The 15,106-nt window shown below is 66.4% G+C and carries 16 protein-coding genes; 10 read left to right on the top strand and 6 right to left on the bottom strand.

Annotation, left to right across the window (positions count from 1 at the left end):
• Positions 1-218 precede the first annotated feature (218 nt).
• Both JCQ34_RS16355 and JCQ34_RS16350 read left to right on the top strand, forming a co-directional pair.
• Positions 219-1,886 carry a S8 family serine peptidase gene (locus JCQ34_RS16355; RefSeq protein WP_286399231.1) on the top strand — a complete coding sequence of 556 codons (1,668 nt, stop codon included), beginning with the start codon at positions 219-221 and terminating at the stop codon, positions 1,884-1,886.
• A gap of 176 nt (positions 1,887-2,062) precedes the next feature.
• Entirely contained in the window at positions 2,063-2,848 is a 786-nt protein-coding gene (locus JCQ34_RS16350) for a phosphatase PAP2 family protein (protein WP_286399228.1), read from the top strand.
• 34 nt (positions 2,849-2,882) lie between these two features.
• Here JCQ34_RS16350 and JCQ34_RS16345 read toward each other — a convergent pair whose 3' ends face one another.
• A complete protein-coding gene (locus JCQ34_RS16345) occupies positions 2,883-3,200 on the bottom strand; it encodes a MerR family transcriptional regulator (protein WP_286399225.1) in 318 nt (105 codons plus the stop codon).
• Positions 3,201-3,341: 141 nt separating this feature from the next.
• Here JCQ34_RS16345 and JCQ34_RS16340 point away from each other — a divergent pair, with 141 nt between their 5' ends.
• From JCQ34_RS16340 to JCQ34_RS16325, 4 genes are all read left to right on the top strand, one after another.
• Positions 3,342-3,767 (top strand): Hsp20/alpha crystallin family protein, encoded by a 426-nt coding sequence (locus tag JCQ34_RS16340; RefSeq protein WP_286404604.1) that lies wholly within the window; start codon positions 3,342-3,344, stop codon positions 3,765-3,767.
• Positions 3,768-3,832: 65 nt separating this feature from the next.
• Entirely contained in the window at positions 3,833-4,228 is a 396-nt protein-coding gene (locus JCQ34_RS16335) for a J domain-containing protein (protein ID WP_286399223.1), read from the top strand.
• 78 nt (positions 4,229-4,306) lie between these two features.
• Positions 4,307-4,684 (top strand): hypothetical protein, encoded by a 378-nt coding sequence (locus JCQ34_RS16330; protein WP_142132599.1) that lies wholly within the window; start codon positions 4,307-4,309, stop codon positions 4,682-4,684.
• A gap of 98 nt (positions 4,685-4,782) precedes the next feature.
• Positions 4,783-6,345: a glycoside hydrolase family 1 protein gene (locus JCQ34_RS16325; protein WP_286399217.1), complete on the top strand. Its 1,563-nt coding sequence runs from the start codon at positions 4,783-4,785 to the stop codon at positions 6,343-6,345.
• Between the two features lie 57 nt (positions 6,346-6,402).
• On the opposite strand, the gene JCQ34_RS16320 is transcribed toward JCQ34_RS16325, so the two are convergent.
• Positions 6,403-7,515: an App1 family protein gene (locus tag JCQ34_RS16320; protein ID WP_286399213.1), complete on the bottom strand. Its 1,113-nt coding sequence runs from the start codon at positions 7,513-7,515 to the stop codon at positions 6,403-6,405.
• A gap of 32 nt (positions 7,516-7,547) precedes the next feature.
• Positions 7,548-8,279 (bottom strand): DUF72 domain-containing protein, encoded by a 732-nt coding sequence (locus JCQ34_RS16315; RefSeq protein WP_286399210.1) that lies wholly within the window; start codon positions 8,277-8,279, stop codon positions 7,548-7,550.
• Positions 8,280-8,343: 64 nt separating this feature from the next.
• On the opposite strand from JCQ34_RS16315, the gene JCQ34_RS16310 reads away from it, so the two are divergent.
• The 3 genes from JCQ34_RS16310 to JCQ34_RS16300 all read left to right on the top strand — a co-directional run bounded on the left by JCQ34_RS16310 (position 8,344) and on the right by JCQ34_RS16300 (position 11,270).
• Entirely contained in the window at positions 8,344-10,152 is a 1,809-nt protein-coding gene (locus tag JCQ34_RS16310) for a glycoside hydrolase family 15 protein (protein WP_286399208.1), read from the top strand.
• 114 nt (positions 10,153-10,266) lie between these two features.
• Positions 10,267-10,557, top strand: a complete 291-nt coding sequence (locus JCQ34_RS16305) for a hypothetical protein (protein WP_286399205.1) — start codon at positions 10,267-10,269, stop codon at positions 10,555-10,557.
• Positions 10,557-11,270 carry an HAD family hydrolase gene (locus JCQ34_RS16300; RefSeq protein WP_286399202.1) on the top strand — a complete coding sequence of 238 codons (714 nt, stop codon included), beginning with the start codon at positions 10,557-10,559 and terminating at the stop codon, positions 11,268-11,270. The genes JCQ34_RS16305 and JCQ34_RS16300 overlap by 1 nt, the downstream gene beginning before the upstream one ends.
• A gap of 19 nt (positions 11,271-11,289) precedes the next feature.
• Here JCQ34_RS16300 and JCQ34_RS16295 read toward each other — a convergent pair whose 3' ends face one another.
• Entirely contained in the window at positions 11,290-11,538 is a 249-nt protein-coding gene (locus tag JCQ34_RS16295; protein WP_286399200.1) for a hypothetical protein, read from the bottom strand.
• Positions 11,539-11,737: 199 nt separating this feature from the next.
• On the opposite strand from JCQ34_RS16295, the gene JCQ34_RS16290 reads away from it, so the two are divergent.
• Positions 11,738-12,919 (top strand): zinc-dependent alcohol dehydrogenase, encoded by a 1,182-nt coding sequence (locus JCQ34_RS16290; RefSeq protein ID WP_286399197.1) that lies wholly within the window; start codon positions 11,738-11,740, stop codon positions 12,917-12,919.
• A gap of 81 nt (positions 12,920-13,000) precedes the next feature.
• Here JCQ34_RS16290 and JCQ34_RS16285 read toward each other — a convergent pair whose 3' ends face one another.
• Both JCQ34_RS16285 and JCQ34_RS16280 read right to left on the bottom strand, forming a co-directional pair.
• Positions 13,001-13,813 carry a bifunctional allantoicase/(S)-ureidoglycine aminohydrolase gene (locus JCQ34_RS16285; RefSeq protein ID WP_286399195.1) on the bottom strand — a complete coding sequence of 271 codons (813 nt, stop codon included), beginning with the start codon at positions 13,811-13,813 and terminating at the stop codon, positions 13,001-13,003.
• A 17-nt stretch (positions 13,814-13,830) separates the two neighbouring features.
• The gene (locus JCQ34_RS16280) at positions 13,831-15,105 is read right to left on the bottom strand and encodes a DUF6986 family protein (RefSeq protein WP_286399192.1); all 1,275 of its coding nucleotides are present in this window, start codon (positions 15,103-15,105) and stop codon (positions 13,831-13,833) included.
• Position 15,106 lies beyond the last annotated feature (1 nt).

Raw genomic sequence — 15,106 nt, 5'->3', positions numbered from 1 at the left:
GGCTGATACCGGCGCCCAGCCACCACGAGGACCCCAAAATTCGTAATCGATCCTTCCTGCTGCCTGCCCTCACGGCGCTGCTCTCCGCCGTCGCCCTTTCCACCCCGTCCCTTCCGGCCGTCGCCGCCCCTGCCTCCCCGGCCGGTTCCGGCGGAGCCGGCAACGCAACCGGCCGCTACATCGTCCAGTACGCGCCCGGAACCGATGTCGCCGCGGAGGTGTCCGGACTGCACGGCCAGGGACTCGCCGTCGGGCGCACCTTTGAGCACGCCATCCGTGGCGCCGTCGTCACCGCCAACCCGGCCCAGGCGGCCGCCCTTGCCAAGTCCGGAAAGGTGCTGTCCGTCGAACCCGATGCCCCCGTCAAGGTCTCCGGGACGGAGCAGCCGGCCCCTTGGGGCCTGGACCGCGCCGACCAGCGGACGCTGCCGCTCTCCGGTTCCTACTCCTGGACGGCGGCCGGCGCCGGCGTGACCACCTACGTGGTGGACACCGGCATCCTGGCTTCGCACACAGACTTCGGCGGCAGGGTGGCCGCCGGCTGGACCGCCGTGGCGGATGGCAACGGCACCATCGACTGCAACGGTCACGGCACCCACGTGGCCGGAACCGTTGCCGGCTCCACGTATGGAGTGGCCAAAAGCGCCACCCTGGTGCCGGTCAGGGTGCTTGACTGCAGCGGATCCGGCTACAACTCCGACGTCGTGGCCGGCCTGGACTGGATCGCCGCGAACCACGCAGCCGGCACCCCCGCCGTAGCCAACCTTAGCCTGGGCGGAGCCGCCAGCAGCACCGTGGACAATGCCATCCAGGCAGTCATTGACGACGGCGTCACCACCGTGGTTGCCGCCGGAAACTCGGCCGTGGACGCCTGCACCACCTCTCCGGCCCGCGTTCCCGCGGCCGTCACGGTGGCCGCCAGCGACTCCGCCGACAAGCAGGCATCGTTCTCCAACTTCGGATCCTGCGTGGACCTGTATGCTCCCGGCGTCGGCATCACCTCCGACTACTACACCTCCACCACTGCCACGGCATCCATGTCCGGAACCTCCATGGCGGCACCGCACACCGCCGGCGCCGCGGCCGTGCTGCTGTCTCAGAATCCTGCCCTGACGCCGGCCGACGTGGCCGCGGCGCTGGTTTCCAACGCCACGCCCGGGGTGATCGGCGGGGCCACCACCGGGACCCCGAACCGCCTGCTGTTCACCGGTACGGACGCAGCTGCTCCTGCGCCTGCTCCCGCCCCTGCACCAACTGTCGCGTCCGTGTCGCCCGCGGGGAAGGCAACGGCGGTGGCAGTGGGCACCAACGTGACGGCCACCTTCGGCACCTCGGTGCAGGGCGTGTCCGCGGGGACCTTCGTGCTGCGGAATGCAGCCGGCGCCAGCATCGCCGCGGCCGTCAGTTACAACGACACCACCAGGACGGCCACCCTTGACCCGGCTGCAAACCTGGCCGCAGACACCACCTACACGGCAACCCTGGTGGGCGGAGCCTCTGCCATCCGCGATGCTGCGGGTACGCCGTTGACCACCATCAGCTGGACGTTCACCACCGGTCCGGCGCCCACGGTCACCAGCTACAGCCCGGGCAGCAATGCCTCCCTGGTCCGCAGGAGCAGCAACGTCAGTGCCACGTTCAGCGAGGCGGTCCAAGGCGTTGGCACGGCCACCTTCACCCTGAAGAACGCTTCCACCGGGGCAGTGGTGGCGGCAACGGTCTACCGCAACGGCACCACCAACCAGTGGATCCTCGATCCCCAGGCAGCGCTGGCCGCCAAGACCCGGTACACCGTAACGCTGACCGGCGGTGCCACCGGCATCCGGGACCTGGCGGGGAACCCGCTCGTTTCCCGCAGTTGGCAGTTCACCACCGGCTCGTTCTAGCCGCCAAGCTGCCGGAGCGCCGCGGCGCCCGCCCTGGACCACGTCCAAGGCGGGCGCCGCGGCGTACGGCCCCATGATGGAGCGAATGACCCTTCGCCGGGATAATCTTCAGCCTAGGCATTTACCATGGCCGTTATTCGGCATGGCTATAACAGGGCGCAGGGACGGGCAGCACATTGGCACAAAATTCAGCAGGTTCCGCAGTCAAGAAAGATGGCAACGGCAGGTGGCGTACCTTCCATGAGAAGTTCGTGGTGGAGGAGCGGTATATCGACCCTGCCGACCGGCGCCGCCTCTACCGGACGTCGGTGATCCTGGCCGTGGTGGGGCTGGCCCTCTTCATCGCCACACTGGTCAGCGTTGTCCAGGCCGACGGACTTTCCTTCGCCGACCACCCGGTGCACGACTGGCTCCTGACGACACGTTCGGCAGCGGTGACGGCCATCATGATCTTCCTGGCAATATTCTTCGGCCCCATCGCGCTCCCAATCATCATCCTGGTGGTGATCCTCATCTGGGGGTTTGCGGCCAAACACGCCTGGCGCCCCATCCTGCTGGCCGCGGCCATGCTGACCGGGGTGATCATCTCCCAAATCATCCTGCATATCGTCCAGCGCTCGCGGCCGCCCGTGGACCAAATGCTCTTCGGTGCGGACCAGACCTTCTCGTTCCCGTCCGGGCACGTGCTGGGAGCCTGCGACTTCCTGCTGGTGGGTGCCTACCTGATCTTCTCCCGCCGCCGGAACCCGCGCGCGGCGGTGTTCGGATTCATCGGCGCCGGGATCGGGATCGTCCTCGCCATCGCAAGCCGTCTGTACCTTGGATACCACTGGCCCACGGACACGCTTGCGTCGTTCTCACTGTCGCTGCTCATCCTGGGCGGCGTCATCGCCCTGGACACCTGGCGGACGGCCCGGATCCCCGGGGAACCCGTCACGGGAGAACTGTCAAAGCCCGAGTAATCAGCGCGGGTGGACCTTCCATTCCAGGACCTTTTTACTGCGGCCGCGACCGTGCGCGCTTCAGGGCACGGTGGAGTTTGACGTTCGTTGCCTCCAGCTCCAGGACCTTGGCAACGCCCGCCAGGTTCAGCCCTTCTTCGAGGAGCTCGCCAATCCGCAGCAGCACCGCGATATCGTCGTCGCTGTACTGGCGGGTTCCCCCGGCAGTCCGCGAAGGTGTCAGCAGACCCCTCGTTTCGTAGAGCCTGATGTTCTGCTGTCCCGTTCCCGTAAGCTCGGCCGCCACTGAGATGGCGTACAAGGCCTTTGAGCCGGGGGCCCTTGGTCCGCGTCCTGCATCAGGTCCTGCCATTGTTTCTCCCAAAATCGGCCCGTCCGGTGTCTTGCTTCAGTTTGCCACTGGTGCTATAAAAAATCTATATCCACCGCCATAGATTAATCGTCGGTGGGTAACCACAGATCCAACACCTGGAAGCTGAAGGAGTGGGAAATGATGTTGATGCGTACTGACCCGTTCCGTGAGCTGGACCGGCTCACGCAGCAGGTCTTTGGAACCACCGCCCGCCCGGCTGCCATGCCCATGGACGCCTGGCAGGAGGATGGCGAGTTTGTGGTGGCGTTCGATCTTCCCGGCGTGAAGCTGGACAGCCTGGACCTGAACGTTGAACGGAATGTCCTGACCGTCCGGGCGGAGCGCCAGGACCCCACGCAGCCCAACGTTGAGCTGGTGGCCTCGGAGCGTCCCCGTGGTGTGTTCAGCCGCCAACTGATCCTGGGCGACACCTTGGACACGGAGAAGATTAAGGCCAGCTACGACCAGGGCGTCCTGACCCTGCGGATTCCGATGGCTGAGCAGGCCAAGCCGCGCAAGATCGAGATCCAGACCCAGCAGGGCGACATGCACCAAATCGGCACCTAGATCCATGCTTTCCCGCCAGTGCCCCCGCCTTCCCGGCAGGGGCACTGGCGGAACAGGAGGCTGGGATGACTGACATCCGCGATTACTACACCGTCCTGGGGGTGGCCAGGGATGCCACCCGGCAGGATATCTCGCACGCTTACCGCGCCCTGATGCGCAGCCACCACCCGGACATGGACGGCGGCCACCCGGACGTGGACGCTGGCCAGGGGGACATTGACGGCGGCCCTGCCGCTGGGGGCGCGCACAGTGGAGACTCCAAGCAGGGGGATGAACTCCTCCGGATCATGCAGGCGTTCAACGTGCTGCGCGACCCGGAGCGGCGCGCGGCGTATGACAGGAAGCTGGCGGCAACGGCGCCCATCATCATCCCCGTCCGGAAGGTCCACAGCGCCGGGGCACCAGCCGGGCCTGCGATCCGCATCACTGCGGTGCGGTGGGAAAGCGGACCCTGGGCCTGAACCGGGCCCGGACAGCAGCCCACACCAAACAGGCCCACGATTTGAATACATACCCTTTTCAAGGAGGCGGAACACTGCATGAGCGAGTGGCGGCGCTACGATTCACACCTGATCCCCGCGTTCCACGAACGTTTTGAGCAACGGTGGGGCGCAGGCACCGCGCCCTTCCTGGACCCCGAGGCGCATGAACAGCCGCTGCCCCGGGCGCAGTGGATCAACCCGGCCACCGGTGCCGCCCTGGCGGTAGTTCCGGTCTGGACCGCCGACGAGCGGCAGCAGCGTTCGTTCGGTGTGTTCTACCTGCCGCCAGGAGGGGACATCTGGGTCCTGCGGCCCGGCTACACCGGCTATTTGGAACCGTCCGACGGCGACTCGGAGCACCTGGTGACCTTGCGCAATGACGCCTTCCGCAAGGCAGTGGCGCACGCCAAGGAGTTCCTTTTCGGTTCGCAGTAGCCGCTGTGCTGCGTGGAGGGTTGCTGCTCGTCAGCCGCCCTTCCCTGTGAGATTCTGGGACATACTCTGACCACTGCGACCCAAAAAGGCTGGACCCAATGCACATCACCGCCAAGGACCTTGCAGCACTCATCCCACCGGGGTTCACCCTTGGCGTCGCAACCGCAGCATTCCAGATCGAAGGGGCACTGGATGAGGGCGGGCGCGGTCCGGCGGCCTGGGACAGGTTCGCAGCCAAACCGGATACGATCGTTGAGAACCACAGCCCGGTGGTGGCGACGGACCACTACCACCGGATGCCCCAGGACGTGGCGCTCCTGAAGCAGTTGGGCGTGGACTCATACCGGTTCTCTTTCTCCTGGCCGCGCATCCAGCCCGGCGGCACCGGCCCTGCCAACCGTGCCGGGCTGGCCTTCTACGACCGGCTCCTGGACGAGCTCCTGGCCAGCGGCATCTCGCCCATGGCCACCATCTACCACTGGGACACACCCCTGGAACTGGAGGAGGCCGGCGGGTGGATGAACCGGGACACTGCCTACCGCCTGGGGGAGTACGCCGCCATCGTGGCCGAAGCATTCGGGGACAGGGTGGCCCGCTGGGTCACCATCAACGAACCTGCAACGGTGAGCGCCAACGGCTACGCATTCGGGCTGCATTCGCCGGGCAAGGAGCTGGCCTTGGGCGCCTTCCCCACCGTCCACCACCAACTGCTGGGCCATGGGCTGGCCGTCCAGGCCCTGCGCGCCGCGAGGGTACCGGGTGAGATCGGGATGACCAACGTGTACTCGCCCATGGTGCCGAACTCGATCAACCCGCTGGACAAAATCAGCGCTGGAATCATGGACCTGGGCCAGAACCGGCTCTACGCGGACCCGGTCCTCACGGGTAAGTACCCGGACCTGATCCGTGCCGCAAAGTTCTTCAGCTCGTTCGAGCACCCCGACGAGGACATGGAGATCATCTCCCAGCCCCTGGACTTCTACGGGCTCAACTACTACATGCCCACCAAGGTGGCGGCGGGGCCCGGCGGCGGTACCGTGCCGTCAAGCATGGCTGAGGCCATGGGCAGCGACCTCAGCGCTACGGGCAGCGGGACAACGCCGTTCCACGTCGAGACCTGGCCGGAAGCGGACATCACCGCCTACGGCTGGCCGGTCAAGCCGGAGTACATGGCGGTGGCGCTGAAGGAAATGGCGGAGCGGTACCCCAATTTGCCGCCCGTGATCATCACCGAGGGCGGCGCGAGCTTCGAGGACATCATCGTCCGGGACAAGTCCACCAACACCCTGTTCATTCCGGATGAACGCCGGCTCAAGTACCTTTCCGATCACCTGGAAACCGCGCTGCGCGCCACGGCGCCCGGCGGTGTGGCGGAGTCCATGGACCTGCGCGGCTATTACGTATGGTCCTTCCTGGACAACTTCGAATGGTCCGCCGGCTACAAGCAGCCGTTCGGCCTCCTGCACGTGGACTTCGAAACGCTGGAGCGCACGCCCAAGGCGTCCTACTTCTGGTTCCAGGAGCTCATCGAGGAACGCGACCTCGCCGCGGCGGCGGAACTGGCCATCGCCCAGGCTGTGGTCCCGGATGTTCTGGTCGATGACGGTGTGGAAGGCTCTGAAGCGCCCGACGACGGCGCGGCCTTGGGTGCCAACGCCTAGACCGCAGGTGCAGGCGCCGGCCGTGGCGGCACAGTGCCGGACCGCTACAGTGCCGGATCAGCCCCGGAGCAGGTCCAGCATGGCGAGCTGCCTTGCGATGCCGGCGCCGTCGGGGGAATAGATCCACGGCACCCTCGAGGTGGTGTGGTCCCCGTCTTCCGAGTGCCCGCCGGCGAATACCGACTCGCTGACAGACAGTTGCCGGATGGCGATCGCCGCAACCTTATCCGGGTTCTCAGCCGCGAAGGCGGAATAGATGGTTTCGTCGTGCTGGCCGTTGTCGCCGATCAGGAGCCACCGCATGTCCGGAAACTCCTGCGCCAGCCGCTCCAGATTCCGGTGCTTGTGGTCCTGGCCGCTGCGGAACCAGCGGTCCTGGGTGAGCCCCCAGTCCGTCAGCAGCAGCGCGCCCTTGGGATACATGTTGCGGGTCAGGAACCGTGCCAGCGTGGGGGCGGCGTTCCAGGGCCCGGTGGACAGGTAGATGACCGGTGCTTCGGGGTGCTCGATGGTCAGCCGGTCCAGCAGCACGGCCATGCCCGGGGTGGCCATGCGGGCGCGCTCGCTGAGCACAAAGGTATTCCACAGTGCCAGGAAGGGCCGGGGCAAGGCGGTGACCATCACGGTGTCGTCGATGTCGGAGACGATGCCGAATTCCACACCGGGAGCGATCACCTGGATCAGTGCCTCTGCCGGCTCGGTTCCCTCCGCGCGGAGCACCGCAGTGTGCCAGCCGGGGGAGAGCTGGACATCCACCTCAGTGTCGATCAGCCCGCCCCGGTCCGCCGTGACGTGGGTGACCACGTCCCCGATGGTGATTTCGACGTCGCTGTACTGCAGCGGCACCCCGGTGAAGGCGCGCCAGCCGCGGATGTTCTGGTTGCCGTTTTTCGCTTCGTGCTCCGCCTTGCTTCCCGGCAGCGGCTTCTGCGTCAGCAGCACCCGCCCCAGCACCCGCACCCGGGTGGTGGAACCGTAACCCTGGTAGGCGATGGTCTGCGGCACGAACTTCCACCGTTTGGCGAGCTGGATCCGGACGTCATTGACGCCGTCGGACAGCCGGTGTGCCAGCCGGAAGAACTGGCTTCCGGAAAGCGCAACGCGGCCCTTGGTGTTGTCCCTGGGCGGGCGTGCCGTGTCATGGGCGGGGTTCTGCGGAGCCGTGTCCATGGCACCACTCTGCCATAGCGCGGCAACCGCCATCAGCCGTTGCCCAGGATCCCGCGCAGGGTCTGGGCGTTCCGCACTGCGTTCCCGCCGCCGTCGTTGTTGAAGTAGGCGTAAACGTCGATGCCCGCACCGTCCCACTCCCGGATCCGGTCCGCCCACCACTGCATGTCCGCGTCCGAGTAGGAGCCGCCGTACAGGTGCTCCTGGTCCGGGCCATGCAACCGGACATAGGTGAACGGCGCGGTGGTCCGCAGGATGCAGGGCAGGTTGGCGCCGCTCATGATGCAGTACGCCGCCTGGTGGCGTTCAAGCAGCTCAAATACCTCCGGGCAGTCCCAGCTGGGGTGCCGGAATTCAAGGGCAACCCTGATCCAGGACGGCAGGACGCCCAGGAAATAGTCCAGCCTCGCGTCGTCCCGCTCCAGCTGGGGCGGGAGCTGGACCAGGAGTACGGCACGTTTGTCCCCGAGTTCATGCCAGCACCTGGTGATGCGCTCCACCCAGACTTCAGGCGAGTACAGCTTGCGGGCGTGGGTCAGTCCGCGGGGGGCCTTGACGGACATGCTGAAACCGGGCGGCAGGCGCCTGTTCCAGCCCGCGAAAGTGGTGTCCCGCGGCCACCGGTAGAAGCTGGCATTCAGTTCAACCGTGCTGAACCTGGAGACGTAGCACTGGAGCCGGTCCCGGACGGGCAGCCCGGGCGGGTACAGCACGTTCTCCCAGTGGTCGTAACTCCAGCCGGAGGTGCCAATGTGGATTGCCATTTGCCTCAGGCTACACCCGGACATTTCCCCTTCCGTTGGGGGCTCTGTATGGCAGGGTAATGTCATGGTGCGAATTGAGGATTATGCGGTGGTTGGCGACCTTCACACCGGGGCCCTGGTCAGCAAGGAGGGCTCAATCGACTGGCTTTGCCTGCCACGGTTCGATTCGCCCGCGTGCTTCAACGCCCTGCTGGACACCCCGGACGCCGGCCGCTGGCTGCTGGCACCCGCGGGCGGAGGAACGTGCACCCGCCGGAGCTACCGGGACGGCAGCCTGGTCCTGGACACCGAGTGGGACACCCCGGAAGGAACCGTCCGCGTCACCGACTTCATGCCGCCCCGCGACTCCGTTGCCGACATCGTCAGGATCGTGGAAGGCGTCAGCGGCAGCGTCAGGATGCATGGCGAGCTCATCATGCGGTTTGACTACGGGCACATCATTCCATGGGTCCGCAAGGACAAGCGCGGGCTGCATGCCATCGCGGGACCGGACGCCGTCTACCTGGTCACCCCCGCACCCCTCCACGGTGAAAACATGCACACCGTCAGCGACTTCACCGTGAACGCCGGCGACAAAGTCCCGTTCGTGCTGACCTGGGCACCCAGCCATGTGGGGAGGCCGGTCAGCGTGGATGCCGAGGACGTCCTCGACAGCACCTATGAATTCTGGCGGGGATGGTCCTCGCAATGCACGGTGGAGGGGAAGTACCAGGAAGCCGTGGTTCGCTCCCTGATAACGCTCAAGGCGCTGACCTACGCCCCAACCGGTGGCATCGTTGCTGCCGTCACCACCTCCCTTCCCGAGCAGCCCGGCGGCCAGCGCAACTGGGACTACCGCTACTGCTGGCTGCGGGACGCGGCCATGACCCTGCAGGCGCTGCTGGCCGCGGGGTACACAGCCGAGGCCTCTGCCTGGCGGGACTGGCTGCTCCGTGCGGTTGCCGGCGACCCCGCCGACCTGCAGATCATGTACGGGATCCACGGTGAGCGGCGGCTGCCGGAGATGGAGCTGCCCTGGCTGAAGGGCTACGAGAACTCGGCCCCTGTGCGGATTGGAAATGCGGCGGCCGAGCAGTTTCAGCTGGATGTATGGGGAGAGGTACTGGACTGCCTGGCGCTGACCCGGAACTCGCTGCTGAAGCACACTGACGAGGCCTGGGATGTGCAGATCGCGCTGATGGAACACCTGGAAACCATCTGGGACCAGCCGGACAACGGGCTCTGGGAGATGCGGGGGCCGCGCCGGCACTTTACCCACTCCAAGGTCATGGCCTGGGTCGCGGCAGACCGGATGGTCAAGGGCGTGCGCGAGTCCGGCCTCCCCGGTCCCGTGGAGCGCTGGGAGGCGCTGCGGGACCAGATCCGCGCGGACATCATGGCCAACGGATTTGACGCAGAGCGCAATACGTTCGTCCAGTCCTATGGCCGGCCCGAACTGGATGCCAGCCTGCTGCTGATTCCCAGGGTGGGCTTCCTGCCCAACGACGATCCCAAGGTCATCGGCACCATCGAGGCCATCCAACGGGAACTGACCCAGGACGGGTTCGTGCTGCGGTACAAGCCGGAAGAGAGCGACGACGGCCTGCCGGGCGATGAGGGCGTTTTCCTGGCCTGCTCGTTCTGGATGGTGGAGGCGCTCCTGGGCGCCGGGCGCCATGAGGAATCGCGCGAGCTCTTCGAACGGCTGCTGGAGCTGCGCAACGATGTGGGGCTGTTGAGTGAGGAATGGGCGGTCAAAGCCGGCCGCCAGCTGGGTAACACCCCGCAGGCGTTCAGCCACTTTGCCCTTGTGACTAGCGCTCTTGAGCTCCATCAGGATACGGTTCGGCGCAGTGACACCCCCCTTCCGTCCGCAAGGGCGGATTCGCGCTGAGGCGGCGCGGACCGGGGCTGGAACTTCTCCTTCGCGGGATAGATAAGTATACTTACTAACACCTCATGGAGTGCTCCCAAGCACAGCGCCGTGATTGATGGAGGAGTGAAAGCTATGGCCGGATTTTTTGAGCTCGTTGATGCCCCTGACGGTGGTTACCGGATCAGGATGATGGACGGAAGCGGGAACCTGATGGCCATCTCGGTCACCTTCCCCACGAAAAGGGCAGCGGTGGCAGGCGTCGCCATGGCCCGGGAAATCGCAGGCACGGGCCTTATTCGGGACAAGAGCCTGGACGGCGCCGGGTCCGTCATTCGTGAGCGCGTGCGGCCCGTCAATTCCCCCAAGGAGGAAGCGGCCAGGCGGAAAAAAGCGCCTGAGGTGCGACGGGCAGCGGTGGGCTGATGACCGAGTCCATGACACCCCCTGGCGGCGACCGACGGGGGGTCCTCTTTGACGTTGACGGCACCCTGATCGACTCGTCCTACATCCACACCATCTCCTGGTGGGGCGCTTTCCGCCAATACGGGCACGACGTGCCAATGGCGGCCATCCACCAGCTCGTCGGCATGGGTGGCGCCCGGTTGGTGGACAACCTGCTGCCGTCCGACCGCGACCGTGACGAGGACGAGGACATCATGGCCAGCCATGGGGCGCTGTACGCCTCGCATTGGCCCTCGCTCCGCCCCCTGGACGGGGCCAAGGAACTGCTGGGCCAGTGCCACGCCGGCGGGCTGGCCGTTGCGCTGGCCTCCTCGGCCCGGCAGCGGGACCTGCAGGTCATGCGGTCAGTGCTGGACGCGGACGCCTTCATTGACGTGGCAACCAGCGCCAACGATGCGAAGGAAAGCAAGCCGGCGCCGGACATCCTCGAGGCGGCACTCGAGTCGGCGGGCGTGGACGCGGCGCATGCGGTCTATGTCGGGGATGCTGTGTGGGACATGAAGGCAGCCGGAGCCTTGGGCATCCCGGCCATTGGGCTCACCTGCGGGGGCATCCAGGCTGCGCAACTGCGCGAGGCGGGCGCCGTCGAGGTTTACGAAGGTCCGCGCGACCTGTTGGAAAATCTTGGCTCAAGCGCCATCGGCCGTCTGCTTGCACTGCAGCCGAACCCTTAGTTCGCCGCGGCTGCCCAACTCACAGCGGCTGGCCGCCGGGTACTGAGTCCTCGTTGCCGGCAACAGCAGGTTTTGTCCACGACACGACCACCCTGACGGAGCCGTCGACGTTCCGCTCAATGTCGGTGGCCACCTCCGCTGCGGGCGCGCCCATCTCCTCCACCCGCTTCCGGTACGTGTCAACCAGTTCCACCAGGCTGTCCTCCGTCCATTCGCCCGGACGCATGCGGGTGGAGATTTCGACCGGTTCCGGCTGGTACAGCGACATGGCGTTCCTCTTTCGGGTGCTCTTTCTTGGTGTTCCGGGACTCTTCCTACGCTAGAAGGAGTGGACGCCTGCCACAAGCTTTTAGTCAGCATGCTTACTTTTTTCCCTCAAAACCGATACGGTCGAAGAAAGGGTGCCCGCGGGTGCCCTGCCCGCCCCGGGAGACCCCCTACGGGCAAAGCAGAGCGAAAGGGAGACTGTGAAAGCACTGACGTGGCAAGGAAAACGGTCGGTAAGCGTAGAAGAAGTACCCGATCCCGTCATCCAGGAACCGACGGATGCGATCGTACGCATCACCTCCACCGCGATCTGCGGATCTGACCTGCACCTCTACGAGGTCCTGGGCCCGTACATGCACAAGGGCGACGTCATTGGCCACGAGCCAATGGGCATCGTGGAAGAAGTGGGCAGCAGCGTCACCAATCTCCGCAAGGGCGACCGCGTGGTGATTCCGTTCAACATCTCCTGCGGCTCCTGTTACATGTGCAAGATGGGGCTGCAGTCCCAATGCGAAGTCACGCAGGTCAAGGAAAAGGGATCCGGCGCAGCCCTCTTCGGCTACTCCGAGCTGTACGGGTCCGTTCCCGGCGGCCAGGCCGAGTACCTGCGGGTGCCGCATGCCGATTACGGGCCGGTCAAGGTGGGCAACGAGCTTCCGGATGACCGGTATCTGTTCCTCTCCGACATCCTGCCCACCGCCTGGCAGGCCGTGGAATACGCGGACGTCCCGGCGGGCGGCACCCTGGCCGTGTTCGGCCTCGGGCCGGTGGGCCAGTTCGCCAGCCGCATCGGCGTCCATCGCGGGTTCCGCGTCATCGGTATCGATCCCGTCTCCGAACGGAGGGAGATGGCAGCGCGGCACGGCGTGGAAACGCTGGACCTGAGCAAGACCATCGGCGACGAACTCCGGGAAATGACCGGCGGCCGCGGCCCGGATGCGGTGGTTGACGCCGTCGGAATGGAAGCCCACGGCTCCCCGGTTGCGGGATTCGCCCACCAGGCGCTGGGGCTCCTGCCGGACAAGCTCGCGCAGAAGGCCATGGAGACCGGCGGCGTGGACCGGCTGGCGGCGCTGCACGCCTCCGTCGACGCCGTCCGCCGCGGCGGCACCCTGTCCCTCAGTGGCGTGTACGGCGGCACCGCCAGCCCCATGCCGCTGCTCACCATGTTCGACAAGCAGCTGCAGGTGCGCATGGGCCAGTGCAATGTGCGGAACTGGACGGACGCCATCCTTCCCCTCGTGGAGGACGACGCCGATCCGCTGGGCGTGATGGACCTGGTTACCCACCGTTCGGGGCTGGATGGTGCTCCCGCCCTGTACGAGAAGTTCCAGAAGAAGGAAGACGGCTGCATCAAGGTGGTCCTCAACCCGGGCGCCTAAGCCTTACCAGTAACACATAAACAGCAGGGGCCGTTATGGAAATCCATAACGGCCCCTGCTGCTGCCCGAAGGCGGAAACGGCTAGGTCAGCTTCACCTGGCGGTTCATGTCCTTGTAGAGCAGGTAGCGGAACTCGCCGGGGCCGCCGGCGTAGCAGGCCTGCGGGCAGAAGGCGCGCAGCCACATGAAGTCGCCGGCCTCCACCTCCACCCAGTCGTTGTTCAGCAGGTACATGGCCTTGCCCTCCAGGACGTACAGGCCGTGTTCCATCACGTGGGTTTCCGGGAACGGGATCACGCCGCCCGGCTGGAACGTGACGATGTTGACCTGCATGTCGTGGGCCAGGTCGCTGGAATCCGTGAAGCGGGTGGTCTTCCAGACGTCGTTGGTGTCCGGCATGGACGTAGGCTGAACGTCCTTCTCGTTGGTGACGAAGGACTTGGCCTCGTACCCTTCCAGGCGCTCGTAGGCCTTGCGGATCCAGTGGTAGGACACGACGTCGTCCGAAACGTTCTCCACGCCCCACTCCGAACCGGCGGCCAGGTAGGCGTAGCCGCCTTCCTCCATCTGGTGCAGCTCGCCGTCGAGGGTCAGGTTGAGCTTGCCCTTGGTCACGAAGACGACGCCTTCCACGCCTGACTCGAATTCGGCCTTCGGTGCGCCGCCGCCCGGAGCGATCTCGACGATCAGCTGGGAGAACGTGGTGGCGAAACCCGAAATGGGCCGGGCGATGATCCAGGAGCGGGTGTTGGAGAAGCCAGGCAGGTTGGACGTGACGATGTCCGTCATCACGCCCTTGGGGATCACCGTGTAAGCCTCGGTGACGATGGCGCGCTCGGTGGTCAGGTGGGTCTGCGGCGGCAGTCCGCCGCTGGGGGAGTAGTACTTGCCCATGAATGGATTCCTTTTGCTTACGAGTTGGAAGTGGTGGCCAGCCGCGGGTGTGCCAGCGCGGTGAGCTGCGGAATTCCGACGCCGGCGAGCGCCTGGACCTCCTCGGCACCCACAGCGCCGCACTGGACGCCGCGGAGCACGAAGGCGGCCAGGGCGCGGGCAGTGGCAGGCTCATCCATGACGCCGCCTAAGGTCCGCTCCACGTAGTTGCGCAGGCGGGCGGCAGCGGCCGGCAGGCCCTCGCGGTAGAAGGCGTAAGTGGCAGCGAACCGGCTGGGCAGCTGGGCCGGGTGCAGGTCCCAGCCCTGGTAGTAGCCGCGTTCCAGTGACCGCCGGACCAGGCGGCCGTGCAGCTGCCAGGCGTTCTCCACGTTGTCGCCCACGGGGATGATGTTGGTGGAGCCATCGGAGAGCCGGATGCCGGTGCCGGCCACGGCCAGCTGCATGACTTCCTTGGCAAAGTCCGCCACGGGGTGCTCCATGGACTGGTACTCCGCGGAGATCTGGAGGGAGGCCGAGTAGTCGTAGGTGCCGTAGTGCAGCCCGCTGATCCGCCCGGGCACGGCATGCGGCAGCTGAGCCACCGGCAAGGTTCCTTCCGGGCCCAGGATCAGCTGCGGAGTTTCCACCTGCACCTCGAACCGGAGGCGGCCGGCGGGCAGGCCGTGGACTTCCTCGAGCCGGGACACCGCATAGTCCATGGCCTTTACCTGCGCCACCGTGGTGACCTTGGGCAGGGTCAGCACCAGGCCTTCCGGCAGCTCGCCCGCCTGGGCGAGGCCGGAGACGAACAGGTCCAGCGTCCGCAGCCCGCGGGCCCGGGTGGGAGCCTCGAAGCACTTGAAGCGGATGCCGATGAACGGGGGAGCGGACCCGGAAGCGGCTGCCGTGGCCACCGCGGATGCTGCCGCAACGGCTGCGGCGTCCTCGGCGTCGTCGCCCCTGTCCCCGAAGCCGTCCTCAAAGTCCAGGCGCAGGTCCTCGATCGGCTCGTCTGCCAGCTTTGCCGCCACCCGGCCGGCCACTGCCTCGGCGAGGGCCGCTTCCTGGCCCAGGAGCCGGCCCAGCTTTTCGAACCCGCCGTGGGCTTCCGCCGTCGCCGCCGCCTGGGCGCCCCAGTCAGCCGCGAACGACGGCGTGAACCGGTCCGCGGGCACGTACACCGTGTGCACGGGCTGCCGGGAGCCGTCGTCACCCGGGTAGTTCTGTTCGAGCAGCCGGTCCGTGGCGGCAAGCTGCCCGTCAATAGCGGCCAGGTCCCCTGCAGAGAGTGAGGGTTTGGGTGTTGCCATC

Source organism: Pseudarthrobacter defluvii (genome assembly GCF_030323865.1).
Taxonomy (GTDB): domain Bacteria; phylum Actinomycetota; class Actinomycetes; order Actinomycetales; family Micrococcaceae; genus Arthrobacter; species Arthrobacter sedimenti.
This window is presented reverse-complemented; position numbering and strand designations above follow the sequence as displayed.

Excerpts from the sequence above, each read along its gene's own strand:
- JCQ34_RS16330 (WP_142132599.1), top strand. The coding sequence starts at position 4,307 with ATGAGCGAGTGGCGGCGCTACGATTCACACCTGATCCCCGCGTTCCAC.
- JCQ34_RS16325 (WP_286399217.1), top strand. The coding sequence starts at position 4,783 with ATGCACATCACCGCCAAGGACCTTGCAGCACTCATCCCACCGGGGTTC.
- JCQ34_RS16340 (WP_286404604.1), top strand. The coding sequence starts at position 3,342 with ATGTTGATGCGTACTGACCCGTTCCGTGAGCTGGACCGGCTCACGCAG.
- JCQ34_RS16295 (WP_286399200.1), bottom strand. The coding sequence starts at position 11,538 with ATGTCGCTGTACCAGCCGGAACCGGTCGAAATCTCCACCCGCATGCGT.
- JCQ34_RS16285 (WP_286399195.1), bottom strand. The coding sequence starts at position 13,813 with ATGGGCAAGTACTACTCCCCCAGCGGCGGACTGCCGCCGCAGACCCAC.
- JCQ34_RS16315 (WP_286399210.1), bottom strand. The coding sequence starts at position 8,279 with ATGGCAATCCACATTGGCACCTCCGGCTGGAGTTACGACCACTGGGAG.
- JCQ34_RS16305 (WP_286399205.1), top strand. The coding sequence starts at position 10,267 with ATGGCCGGATTTTTTGAGCTCGTTGATGCCCCTGACGGTGGTTACCGG.
- JCQ34_RS16280 (WP_286399192.1), bottom strand. The coding sequence starts at position 15,105 with ATGGCAACACCCAAACCCTCACTCTCTGCAGGGGACCTGGCCGCTATT.
- JCQ34_RS16310 (WP_286399208.1), top strand. The coding sequence starts at position 8,344 with ATGGTGCGAATTGAGGATTATGCGGTGGTTGGCGACCTTCACACCGGG.
- JCQ34_RS16320 (WP_286399213.1), bottom strand. The coding sequence starts at position 7,515 with ATGGACACGGCTCCGCAGAACCCCGCCCATGACACGGCACGCCCGCCC.
- JCQ34_RS16335 (WP_286399223.1), top strand. The coding sequence starts at position 3,833 with ATGACTGACATCCGCGATTACTACACCGTCCTGGGGGTGGCCAGGGAT.
- JCQ34_RS16345 (WP_286399225.1), bottom strand. The coding sequence starts at position 3,200 with ATGGCAGGACCTGATGCAGGACGCGGACCAAGGGCCCCCGGCTCAAAG.
- JCQ34_RS16300 (WP_286399202.1), top strand. The coding sequence starts at position 10,557 with ATGACCGAGTCCATGACACCCCCTGGCGGCGACCGACGGGGGGTCCTC.